Source organism: Rhodohalobacter sp. (assembly GCF_034521535.1).
In the GTDB taxonomy this organism is placed as follows: Bacteria; Bacteroidota; Rhodothermia; order Balneolales; family Balneolaceae; genus Rhodohalobacter.
On record NZ_JAXHMF010000005.1, the window covers coordinates 881,132 to 893,208 of the forward strand.

11 protein-coding genes are annotated in these 12,077 nt (G+C 43.9%); 5 read left to right on the plus strand and 6 right to left on the minus strand.

Features of this window, described 5'->3' with window-relative positions; translation table 11 throughout:
* Window position 1: 1 nt before the first annotated feature.
* The 3 genes from U5K35_RS10850 to U5K35_RS10860 all read left to right on the plus strand — a co-directional run bounded on the left by U5K35_RS10850 (window position 2) and on the right by U5K35_RS10860 (window position 3,428).
* Window positions 2-1,288, plus strand: coding sequence for an MFS transporter (locus U5K35_RS10850; protein WP_322571481.1), 1,287 nt, complete (start codon window positions 2-4; stop codon window positions 1,286-1,288).
* Between the two features lie 345 nt (window positions 1,289-1,633).
* On the plus strand, window positions 1,634-2,668 hold the full coding sequence (locus U5K35_RS10855) for a VWA domain-containing protein (protein WP_322571482.1): 1,035 nt from the start codon (window positions 1,634-1,636) through the stop codon (window positions 2,666-2,668).
* A gap of 1 nt (window position 2,669) precedes the next feature.
* Window positions 2,670-3,428 (plus strand): HAD hydrolase family protein, encoded by a 759-nt coding sequence (locus tag U5K35_RS10860; RefSeq protein WP_322571483.1) that lies wholly within the window; start codon window positions 2,670-2,672, stop codon window positions 3,426-3,428.
* On the opposite strand, the gene U5K35_RS10865 is transcribed toward U5K35_RS10860, so the two are convergent.
* The 6 genes from U5K35_RS10865 to U5K35_RS10890 all read right to left on the minus strand — a co-directional run bounded on the left by U5K35_RS10865 (window position 3,423) and on the right by U5K35_RS10890 (window position 9,800).
* A complete protein-coding gene (locus U5K35_RS10865; RefSeq protein WP_322571484.1) occupies window positions 3,423-4,172 on the minus strand; it encodes a copper resistance protein NlpE N-terminal domain-containing protein in 750 nt (249 codons plus the stop codon). The genes U5K35_RS10860 and U5K35_RS10865 overlap by 6 nt on opposite strands.
* Window positions 4,173-4,181: 9 nt before the next feature.
* The gene (purE, locus tag U5K35_RS10870) at window positions 4,182-4,670 is read right to left on the minus strand and encodes a 5-(carboxyamino)imidazole ribonucleotide mutase (protein ID WP_322571485.1); all 489 of its coding nucleotides are present in this window, start codon (window positions 4,668-4,670) and stop codon (window positions 4,182-4,184) included.
* Window positions 4,671-4,788: 118 nt separating this feature from the next.
* Complete coding sequence (locus U5K35_RS10875) at window positions 4,789-5,802, minus strand: LLM class flavin-dependent oxidoreductase (protein ID WP_322571486.1); 1,014 nt, start codon at window positions 5,800-5,802, stop codon at window positions 4,789-4,791.
* Between the two features lie 328 nt (window positions 5,803-6,130).
* Complete coding sequence (locus tag U5K35_RS10880; RefSeq protein WP_322571487.1) at window positions 6,131-6,463, minus strand: alpha/beta hydrolase family protein; 333 nt, start codon at window positions 6,461-6,463, stop codon at window positions 6,131-6,133.
* Window positions 6,402-8,486 carry a S9 family peptidase gene (locus U5K35_RS10885; protein WP_322571488.1) on the minus strand — a complete coding sequence of 695 codons (2,085 nt, stop codon included), beginning with the start codon at window positions 8,484-8,486 and terminating at the stop codon, window positions 6,402-6,404. The genes U5K35_RS10880 and U5K35_RS10885 overlap by 62 nt, the downstream gene beginning before the upstream one ends.
* 156 nt (window positions 8,487-8,642) lie before the next feature.
* Window positions 8,643-9,800 (minus strand): 5-(carboxyamino)imidazole ribonucleotide synthase, encoded by a 1,158-nt coding sequence (locus tag U5K35_RS10890; RefSeq protein WP_322571489.1) that lies wholly within the window; start codon window positions 9,798-9,800, stop codon window positions 8,643-8,645.
* A gap of 215 nt (window positions 9,801-10,015) precedes the next feature.
* Here U5K35_RS10890 and prfA point away from each other — a divergent pair, with 215 nt between their 5' ends.
* Together prfA and U5K35_RS10900 are read left to right on the plus strand one after the other, a co-directional pair.
* Complete coding sequence (gene prfA / locus U5K35_RS10895) at window positions 10,016-11,095, plus strand: peptide chain release factor 1 (RefSeq protein ID WP_322571490.1); 1,080 nt, start codon at window positions 10,016-10,018, stop codon at window positions 11,093-11,095.
* Between the two features lie 57 nt (window positions 11,096-11,152).
* Window positions 11,153-11,764, plus strand: a complete 612-nt coding sequence (locus U5K35_RS10900) for an inorganic pyrophosphatase (RefSeq protein WP_322571491.1) — start codon at window positions 11,153-11,155, stop codon at window positions 11,762-11,764.
* Window positions 11,765-12,077 lie beyond the last annotated feature (313 nt).

The following is a 12,077-nucleotide window of genomic DNA, read 5'->3' on the forward strand; positions in this document are numbered from 1 at the left end:
AGTGAAAAGTAAGATACAGCCATATCTGGATTTAGTAAGTCAGAATCATAACTATAGAAGGCTATGGCTTGCTCAGATTATATCCAATTTTGGAGATTGGTTTGGAATACTGGCGGTTTACGCCATCATTCAGCAGTACAGTGGTTCTGAGCTGCTTCTGGGATTAATTATTGTGGTGAAAATGCTGAGTCTGGCGTCATTCTCGCCAATTGCCGGATATATTACCGATCGCTTCAGCAGGCGGCGGCTGATGATCTGGTGCGATATTATTCGCGGTATTATTGTATTGGGTTTTATTTTCATAACATCGGAATCCCTTCTCTGGCTGGCGTACCTTTTGATTGCCATACAGATGGCTTTTTCAGCTATCTTTGAGCCCGCCAAAACATCATCCATTCCAAACGTCACCACTCCGGCTGAACTGGTGAATGCCAATATTTTATCAGCGGCTTCCTGGAGCATTATTTTCACAACGGGAATGGCTGTCGGAGGATTTGCTACCGAGTGGCTGGGCACGGATCTGGTGTTTTTGATGAACGGCTTTACCTACATCTTTTCATCCTGGTTTATTTACAAAGCGGATATTCCTCAGAAAATGATGTCTGCAGAGGAGAAGCACCGAACCAGAAATCCTTTGCATGGAATCCAGGACGGTATCAAGTATTTAAGAACCAATAAAAATGTTCTAAGGCCGACCCTGGCAAAAGGTACATTTACGATGTGTGTTGGTGCGCTAGTCTACATGCTGATTATCATTGCTGAAGATGTATTAATGATGGGCAGTATCGGGCTTGGAATTTTATACTCGGCCAGAGGAATTGGTACCGGACTCGGGCCTGTTCTGGGACGAAGGGTACTGAAAAGTGAAAGCACCTGGGTAAAAGGAATGGGATTTTTTATGATCATTGCCGGTCTGATGTACGCGCTTGTCAGTTATTCTGAGCATCTGTTTTTTATGGGAATGTTTGTGATGCTGGCTCATATGGCTTCCGGATCCAACTGGGTGATGAGTACTGTACTTGTACAGCGACGGGCACCGGATCAGTACAGGGGGCGAGTGTTTAGCTTGGAGTGGCTACTGTTTACGCTAGCCCAGTCGGTATCCGTAACAGTTGCAGCACTTATACTGGAGTTTGATATTCTTTCGTTAAGGGAGACGATGGCTCTCTTTTCCGGCCTACTGGTAGCGTCCGGGATTTTCTGGCTGTTTAAAATTGCACCGGCTGAGGAGAAAGAACAAAGAGATCAAAAGCTGAAAAAAGAGGCTGTGAGTGGCTTTGAATCGTAAGCGGTTTAATTCCCCAACCTTTTTGGTCGAGAAAGATAAAAGTCCCCCTTTGAAGGGGGAAGCTCCACCGAGCGTTTTTTGGGGAGCAAGGGGGATGACCATCGTAATCATCCATGGTTCAATAGTTGATTCATAAGAAAATTTGATCATCCCCCATTGCCCCCTTCGAAGGGGGACACTCCTCAATAAGCACATATTCAATCAATAAATAATGGATTTTAAGTGGATATCTCGCGGGCTCTGCCCCAATACAGTTTATTAAAGCACCAATTTTTCAGGAAATCCTCATTCGAGTTCTCTAAAAAGAGTACTATCTTTCAACATTATTTAATCAGGTAAAAATAGATGATTTGGGAAAATAGCTCATATTTATGGCTGTTACTGCTACTTCCGGTTCTGTACGGATTGTATTACTGGTTCAGGCAGGTTCAGCGAAAAAAGAGAGATGAACTTTTTGATGAGCGTCTGATTCATCAGCTGCGCAAAAATTACTGGAGTACGGGAGACAAAGTCCGATTGTACGCCATTTTGGGAGCACTGCTATTTTTTATAGTTGCTCTGGCCGGTCCTAAAATCGGCACCGAAGTCCGTGAAATTCAACGTTCCGGTTTAAATATCATGGTAGCGCTGGACTTATCGAGAAGCATGAACGCCGAAGATGTAAGACCCAGCAGATTAGAAAAGGCTAAGTTTGAAATTAACAGATTGGTAAACCGGCTCACCGGAGACAGAATTGGATTAATAGTTTTCTCCGGAGAAGCGTATGTTCAGGCGCCCATAACAACTGATTATTCCGCGCTTCGTCTCTTCCTGGATGTTTCAAATACGGATCAGATACCTGTTTCGGGCACGGATTTTCAAGCGGCCATGCAGAAAGCCATTGAGGTGTTTGAATCGATAGACAGTCAAAATGCGTCGAACGTTCTACTTTTTATGGCTGATGGGGAAAATCACGGGCCGGATTACAGTGAAGAACTCGAAAAGCTGGAAAGCCTGGGAGTAACTGTTTTTGCTTTGGGTATTGGTACGCTGGAAGGCGGTCCCATTCCGATTTATGACGAACAGGGAAGAATGACAGGATATCATCGAGACCGGGAAGGCAATACGGTTACCTCAAGTTTAGGGGAAAGTACAATGCGGGAAGTTGCCTCTACAGGAGGTGGAGAATATTTTTCAATCCGAAGGGGAAGTGATACAATTGAACCCCTTTTTCCTCGATTGGACGAACTTCAAAGAGGCGAATTTTCGAGTCAGGAGTACGCCGATTACGAAAACCAATACCAGATTTTAATGATGATTGGGCTGTTATTTTTAGTAACCGGACTGTTTTTTCCTGATCATTTAAATCGAAATAACTCCAGAAAAGAGAAACTCACGTAGTATGATAAAACTGTTTGTAACAGATTTGGACGGATGTATATCTGAACCGTTCAAAACCCCAAATTGGGAGGCAATCAATAAAATCAGAGAGCTGAATATTCAGAGTCGTTCTTCGGATATCATTCCACCGCTCACAATCTGCACCGGACGCCCATATCCGTACGCCGAAGCGGTAGCACAGTGGCTGGATATAAAATTGCCATTTGTTTTTGAAAGTGCCGGGCTGTTCCATTGGGACGGCCACCGTTTCGAAACGGCCATCAACATTGAGAATGGAGAGATGGAACCAGTACAGCAAATGAAAAAGTGGCTGACTCAAGATGTGTTGCCAAACTACCCAGGTGTAAATCTGGAGTTTTCAAAAATGATGGATGCGGGAATAGTTGGGCCGGATGAAAAGGTCATTGAAAAACTCCACAGACTGATACTGGAAAAAGTTGAAAGTGATTACCCCGGAATGGAAGTTCATGCCACGGATATTTCAGTGAATACACTGATGCCCGGAAACGATAAGCTTCAGGGATTTAAATTGCTAAGTAAAGCTTTAGATATCTCTTTTGATGAGATGGGATACATTGGTGACAGCAGTGGAGATGTGCCGGCGCTAAAAAAAGTAAAAATGGCGTTTGCACCGCTTAATGCAAAGGATATAGCTAAAGAGCATGGAGTGGTTATTCAGAAAGAGACGACAGAAGCTGTTCTGGAAGCATACCACAAAATCATTGAGTACAATAAGACAGCTGTAAAACCTCAATCATAAATACCTGCCGCAACCGGTTAAATTCTGCTCCCCGGTTTGAACGTCAATCTGATGGGTAAAAAGAAACCCGCTCATTGAATCCCTGCAGTATCCGGGTATTATCGTGATCTGCATTTCATCAGTGCTGTATATTGTTTTTTGATCTTCCACGATCTCTTCGAATTCACTAAATGGATAAGGCATTTCAGATCCAGGAGTTTTGTATAGCAGCCGGCCATCAAAATTGACGTGAATGGTCCAAAACGGCTCATTGCCACTTGCAAGAAAATCAATTCCTTCTTCACGAAGTTCTGAATGACTGCTTCGAATCGACTCTTGTTCAGGAGAACGATCAAGTGTATAGTTCTTTTCCAGTTCTCCGGTAATGGGCTGAAGTTCCCGATCCAGCAGTTTGATCTGATCTCTGCTGAACATAAAGGCCTTGTGTATTTCACCTTCAATCCGGTAGAGTTTGAGTGTGTCTCCGGTCAAAGTCCAGGTTCCTTCTACCCGGTAAAGATTGTCTCCCCGATCCTGATAATGATTCAACTCTTCAAAACTGTCTTCATTGAGAACCACGGTCGATTCAATTCCGGGGCAATCCGCGCAGGGCATTACACCTGAATAAACAGCGGGTAAATCTTCAATAGATTGTGATACCTGCTGATCTTCACTGTTCATCTGATTCAGCGCGGTATTCACCCGAAAGAGTATAAAAAGGGTAAGCAGAACCAGAATGGTGATATTGACAGCTTTATTTTTCAATAGAGTTGACTACTTCAGATTTTTGGTTTTCTCGATCGACTCATCGGCCATACTCAAATGATAATCTTCCAGTTTTTCGGCCAGATCGGAATCATTCATGCTTAGCATGCGAACAGCAAGCAGGCCTGCATTACGGGCTTTACCAATTGCAACGGTAGCAACCGGAACTCCATTTGGCATCTGTACGATTGAATAGAGACTGTCGAGTCCGCCAAGCGCGGTGGTTTTAACGGGAACTCCAATCACAGGTAGGGTAGTGTAAGCCGCGAGCATTCCCGGCAGGTGAGCGGCACCGCCGGCTCCTGCTATGATCACTTTCAATCCTCGTTCACGGGCCATGGTTCCATATTCCGCCATTACGTCGGGTGTGCGGTGGGCCGATACAACCTGCTTTTCATACGGTACATCAAAATGATCCAGAATCTCAGTTGCTTCTTTCATCGTTGGCCAGTCACTGTCACTGCCCATTACTACGCCTACAATTGGTTCACTGCTCATAATTTGTGATTGTTATTTGATAATTAGCCTTGATAATCAAAAATGTTTCAACTTGAATGTACGAATTGCACGGTGTAATTGAGGGAAAAAATACTAATAAATGTGAATCGGACTTTCATCAGGCAAATGCCGCACTCATCACTTCAGAAAACAGTTGGTGTGATTTAATCCTTTCATCGTGATCGAAAATGTACGATGCGATCATAATTTCATCTGCTCCGGTTTGACCGATAAACTGATTGATATCTTTTTCGATCGTTTCTTTGCTGCCGATGAATGAGTAGGTAAGCATCTGGTTCACACCGTATTTTATATGCTCATTCCAGAGTTTATCCATGTCATCAACAGGCGGAGGCATGGGCGATCTGTCGCCGGTAATCACTCCCATAAACATCTGTTTCATGGAACTGGATAGATATTCGGCCTGATCGTCTGTGTCGGAAGCTATAACGTTAATGACAGGCATGATGTAGGGTTTGCTAAGCTGTTCTGAAGGCTTGAAATGTTTTTTGTAAAGCTTGATTGCAGGCATCAGCTGTTGAGGTGCAAAGTGGCTTGCAAATGCGTAGGGCAGCCCCAACTCTGCAGCCAGAAAAGCACTGTCCGTACTCGAGCCCAGAATCCAAATGGGTACGTTTGTTCCCTCTCCGGGAAACGCCCTCACAGAAGAAGTCTGGTTACTTTTTGATAGATATTTCTGCAGCTGTCTTACATTCTCCGGAAATTGCTGAACATGACGCATTCTATCATTTCGAATGGCGTTGGCTGTTACCTGATCCGTACCCGGCGCACGGCCCAACCCTAAATCTATCCGATCGGGGTAGATCGTGGCAAGCGTCCCAAACTGTTCGGCAATGATCAATGGAGAGTGGTTGGGAAGCATCACCCCGCCCGATCCAACCCGGATAGTTGATGTTGCATCTGCTATATGTCCCAGTAGAACCGAGGTGGCTGAACTTGCAATATTTTCCATATTGTGATGTTCTGCCATCCAAAAACGTTTGTAGCCAAAATTTTCAGCGTGGCGGGCAAGGTCGCGACTGTTGGAGATAGCTTCAGCAGGTGTACTTCCCTCTGTTACTACAGCAAGATCCAGAACAGAATAGGGAATCGTATCTTTTTCATAACTCATTCAGCAAGAACCAATTAATTTAAATTTCTTCCACGCATTATATCAACAAAATGGAAAGATATATCATTGAACTGAAATGAGCTACTTCCTGAAGTCAGCTTTGAAGTAGGTGTAATAGAGCTCTGTTTTTCATTACGAAACGAGTGAAGAAATGTTATATCTTAATAGTTTGGAGCTGTTCAACTCTATTGATTGAAAACATTTACCGGTGAGTTTCCGGTGGTAACTCACCCGACTCTGCCTCGATAACTAAAAAGAATCATTCAAATAAAAATGCCCTGTCAGATATTGTCTGCAGGGCATTTTTTATTACTGTATAGATTGTTGTTTAATTCTGTCCAAACTCATACTCCTTGGGCGGATCGGTATTCTTGAGATGTTTCACAAAGTAGTCCCATCGTTTCCGCATCATAAACGGTTCACTGTAAAATCCATGACTTCTGTTAGGAAGCATAATCATGTCGAAGTCTTTGTTGGCTTCAATCAGTGCATTCACAACAATGAGCGTGTTAAACGGAGGCACGTTGGTATCGAGAGTACCGTGAGTGATGAGGAGTTTACCTTTCAGATTTTCAGCCAGCAACGGATTGGACTGATTGTCATAATTGGTGCCGTTTTCTGTTTCTTCGAAGCAGTCCCTGCCATTTTTCGCCCCATGCATCTGTGTAGTTACGGTTGTCGTGATTACCGGCACCCGAAACGGCTACTTTATAAAAATCGGGGTAGGCCAGTATCCCTCGTGTTGAGGCAAATCCACCGCCCGAGTGTCCGTAAATACCTACTCTGTCTGCGTCCAAATATGAGTGGCGCTCTGCAAGCTGTTCGATCATGGCGATCTGATCCGGAATCCCGTTATCTCCCATATTTCCGTAGTAAAAATCGTGGAACTCCTTAGATCTTCCGGGAGTGCCCTGGGCGTCAACTTCTACTACAATAAATCCAAGTTCAGCCATTGCCTGCTTATCAGATCGAGATGCCCTGAATGAACGGCTGCCAACGCTTCCGCTCTGCGGACCCGGATATAGATAGTTTAATACCGGATAGGATTTGCTTTCATCCAGGTTGGTTGGGGTATACATCAGGCCGTATAGGTCAGTTTCACCATCTCGAGCTTTAACGGAAAATGGTGTTGGAGCTTTCCATCCATGAGCTTCCAATTCGGAAATATCAGCTTCAGCCAGCTCCATCAGTTCATTTCCATCCAAATCCCGAACAACTGTGACCGGTGGAGAATCAGGAGTGGAATAGGTGTCAACCAGTAAACCATGATCAACATTTAGCGATGTATCATGGTTTGCCATGCCGGGAGTGAGGAGCGTGAGCCCGCTGCCATCAAAATTGATTTTGTAGAGGTACTGGAAATAAGGGTCACCCTGTTCACGAACAGAGCCAATAAAGTAGATAACACGGTTTTGCTCATCAATGTGAGAAACCTCACGAACATTCCAGTTACCTGTTGTAATTTGATTTTTCAGACTGCCGCTATTTGCATCGTAGAGATAGAGATGTCCCCAATTATCGCGCTGAGACCACCATACGAATTCGTTTGAATCCTTCAAATATCTCCAGCTAATCGAGTTGATTCCCGATTCGAAAAAGGTATCCTGCCTTTCATCCAGTACTGAAGTAACTTCTCCGGTGTTTGGATCTGCTATTTGAAGATGAGCTTCTTTGTGATCACGCGATACAGAAACGAAAGCGAGCATTTCACTGTCGCTGCTCCACTCGGCATCCAGTAGCGTGCCGTCGCGGGCTGCAATATGATCGGTGATGGTAGATCGCTGATAATCCGGCTCCACATCCAAACGAACCAGTTCGGGCTCGTCTCCATCCAGATTGATAACCACGCGTTCTACCATAAAGATATGCTCATCACCCGGAAGCGGATATTTCCACTGCTGAAGTTCGGTATGACCGATGGCCGTGGAGACCAGATTCATGTTTTTTACATTTCTGGAATCCTGTTGAAAAGTGGCAATTCTTTTGGAGTCGGGAGACCAGAGCAGAACCGGAGCGTCGCGCTTGGTCCAGCCTGCGTTGTTGGTTGCATATCCGTAATTTTCTTCACCGTCGAAGGTTAATTGAGTTTCATTGCCTGAAGCAAGATCCCGAATCCAGAGATTGTAATCCCGGATAAAGGCAACTTTGGAACCATCGGGTGAGAGCGATTCTGAAAACCGGTTGTATTGGTTTTGGTCTTCTGACGATTCACAGCTTGTTCCGTCAACATCACATGAAAATTGAGTCCCGTTTGTGGTAAAATGGATTTTTGAAGCGTCATCAGAAAAACTGAAATTGTTGAAAGGCAAGTTCAGGGCATCCACGGTGTCTCCGGTCAGATCTGAAAGTGTCTGTGCAAGATTTTCGTGATTAAATGCCCTTTCTAAACTCCCGCTTGAAGGATCGGCAATCATAAATTCTTCTCCGCCGGGAACTGTATGCAGATATGTGATTCGGCCATCATCTTCCCAGTTTATATTTGATGCGGTATTGTAAACTAAAGAGTTGGTGTGCTGACCCAAAAGGGATTCTGCGCGTTTATAATCTTCTTCGGTAACAACTTCGCGAGAATCTTCCTGTTGTGATTCCTGAACGACCGGCTGCGTATTTGCACAACCGATGGAGAGCCAGAAAACCCCTGCAATCAGTAAAAAGCTTTTTAACGATAGAGAATTGAGAACCATAATTTTCATGTTTGGCGGTTAATAGTGAAAGATCGATTTTAGAAATATATAGAATCGATCGGATATTAAAAGTAAAAGCTTTCTTTGCATACCCTGTGAGTACAAACACCAAATTGTATCAAGAAGTGGTGGAAATATCTTATCAGAGCAATAATTTTAAATCTCGATCGAACGGGTAAGCTCTCTCGCTTTTTTGAATGTTTGCTCCATATCCTCCCCAAGAAGTGTGTAGTGAGCCATTTTTCTTCCCGGCTTGCTCTCTAGTTTACCATAGGAGTGAAGATGTCCGTCCGGTTCGGAAACAGCGTCATCGGCATTCTCTACCACGGCATTGCGCTTATGTTTTCCTAACAGGTTGATCATAACAACGGCCGGTTTTCGAAGATCGGTGCTTCCAAGCGGGAGATCACATACTGCACGCACATGATTTTCAAATTGTGAGGCAACGGCTCCTTCAATGGTATAATGGCCTGAGTTGTGTGGGCGTGGGGCTGACTCATTCATCAGTAACTTCCCATCTTTAGTGAGGAAAAATTCGTAAGCAAAAATACCTTTTCCATCAATTGCTTCGGTTGCGGCTATGGCCAGCTGCTGAGCTCTTTGACGAACTTTTTCATCAACCTGTGCCGGGGATTTTACGGCAACATTGATGTGGTTTTCCTGCACAGTTTCGCAGCATGGATAGACCACATGTCCGGTCTTATTTCTGGCCACCTGAACAGCAAGTTCGTGTGTAAAATCGACAAACGCCTCGGCGACGATATCGCGCCCGTCATTTCCGCCAAGTTTATCAAAAGCAGTGTAAGCTTCTTCCGGACTCTTTACAGTTTCATTTCCATAACCGTCGTATCCGCCTTTTGATGATTTGAGCAGGTAAGGCCATCCATGTTTTTTTCCAAAAGATTTGAGATCATCTTTGCTTTCAATCAATGCATAGGGTGTAACCGGGATGCCGGCTTTTTCGAAAGTCTGTTTCTCAATCAACTTGTTTTCGATCAGGGCAAAACTGTCGGGTGAAGGATAGATGGGAGTCCCGGATTGCTCCTGTACGGCTTTCAGTATTTCTGAATCTATAAATTCATTTTCAAGGGTTATCAAGTCGCAGTTGTTGGCAAATTCAACCATTGCGTCCACGTCATCAAAGGAGCCTGAAGAGGAGTAGGGTGTCATAAATTGAACAGGTTCATTTTCAGGCCGATCGGAATAAACGGCAACCTGCATTCCAAGTTCGAATGCTTTGAGGGATGACATTCGTGCAAGCTGACCGGCGCCGAAAAATCCAATTTTAAACGTAGTACTGAGTGGTTTTTTCATAATTATTTCTGAGATAGTGAGGTTTTAAATCCGTGGAGCATAAGGTAGTAAATCATAGAATAAATTTTGCAGACAATACCCCGGCAGTAAAGAGCCGCTCAACACAGGAATTGAAATGTTGTTCTTAAAAATGAGGGTTTAATGAATTGAATTAAATAGTTCGATTAAAGCTCATAATTCAATATATTTCCGCTCTATTAAAAACAAGTTTTTAAATGGATTTAGAAGACAAATTACACCAGATTAAGGAGCGGTACGACGAGATTAATCAGGCAATGGCAGATCCCGCCATTTATGATCGACCCTCTGAATATGCTGAGCTTACCAAAGAACATACCCAGCTAAAAGAACTGGTTGAGGATTTCGATCGATGGAAAGAGATTCACAATCTTCTTGAGGGAAACAAGGAACTGATTGAAGCAAATGAAGATGCAGAGATCACGGAGATTGCCAGGGAAGAAAACAAAGAGTTGAAAGCTGAACTTGAGAAGCTTGAAGAGGCGATCAAGTATAAACTCATTCCTAAAGATCCGGATGATTCGAAAAACTGTATTGTGGAAGTTCGTGCCGGAACGGGTGGCGACGAAGCCGCAATTTTTGCAGGCGATCTTTTTGATATGTACCGCCGATATGCCGATTCTCAAGGCTGGAAATTAAACCTGCTCTCCATCACGGAAAGTGAAAAGGGCGGTTATAAAGAGATCGTATATGAGCTTTCCGGATCTGAAGTTTACGGAAAGATGAAGTACGAAAGCGGTGTTCATCGTGTTCAGCGAGTACCTGAAACAGAATCTCAGGGACGGGTACATACATCTGCTGCAACGGTTGCTGTTTTGCCGGAAGTAAACGACGATGTTCAAATCAACATCGATATGAAAGATGTTCGCGTTGATACATTTCGGTCCAGTGGAGCGGGTGGTCAGCATGTGAACAAAACCGACTCGGCAATTCGTTTAACCCACGAACCGTCGGGTGTTGTAGTAGAGTGTCAACAAGAGCGCTCGCAGCATCAAAACAAAGAAAAAGCATTAATTATGCTCAAAACCAAGCTGTACGATATGGAGATGGAAAAAATCCGGTCTGAACGTGCAGCCGACAGAAAAAGCCAGGTTTCTACCGGGGACCGAAGTGCAAAAATTCGAACGTATAACTATCCTCAGGGGCGATGTACGGATCACCGAATCAATCTGACCCTCTACAATCTTGATGATATCATGAAGGGAGACATTGATGATATTATCAACGCTCTGCGTCTGGAAGACAATCTGGAAAAGCTGAATGCAATCATGCAGTAAATTTCTGAGAGGCATTTAGTCAATCAATTAAAATAGAAAAGAAAAATTAGGACTAACGTGAATTTCCCAAACCCTTTTTATCGATGGCGCCCTCATCCATGGCACGGCCTGGAAGTTGGTGAAGGATCACCCAAAGTAGTAAACGCCTTTATTGAGGTTACATCATTTGATGCTATTAAATACGAAGTTGACAAACTAACCGGATACATGCGGGTTGATCGTCCACAGAGAAGTTCATCCATGCCGCCTTCGCTCTATGGATTTATTCCCAGAACGTACTGTGGTGAGCGTATAGGAGGTCTTTCAGAACATACCAATAAAGGAGACGGTGATCCGCTTGATATTTGCGTATTGAGTGAGCGTCCTATTGACAGGGCTGAGGTTATTTTGACTGCCCGTGTTATTGGAGGGCTTCATATGATCGATAACGGTGAAGCGGATGATAAGATCATCTCCGTGTTGGATAACGACCGTTATTATACAGATGTGAAAGATGTTTCAGATCTGCCTGAAGTTATCGTGGAGCGATTGAGACACTACTTTGGCACCTACAAACTGATTCCCGGCAAAGACTCCGATGTTTTTGTTGACCGGGTGTATAACCGTGAATATGCCGAGAAAGTTATCGAAGCCTCAATAGCCGATTACCAGGACATGTTTGGCGAGTAGGTTGATTGTAGAACGGGTCGCCTGACCCGTTCACTATTTTCAATCAAGACATGGTATCTGTATTTTTCTATTGGATACATAGTAGATACCATGTCTAATACACCGGCCATGAATGACCGGCTCGTATATTATGCCCATCGAATGATGGGCATTTTTTTTGGATTTGTTCGCAAAAAAAGGTCCCCTCTTGAGAGGGGATTTAGGGGTGTGTTGAAATGTTTTAAGACACGGTATCTCTATATTTCTATGAAATCGGATAACAGATAAATCTTGATAAGAGCTGATTTTTGTAATCGGATACATATAGAAATAC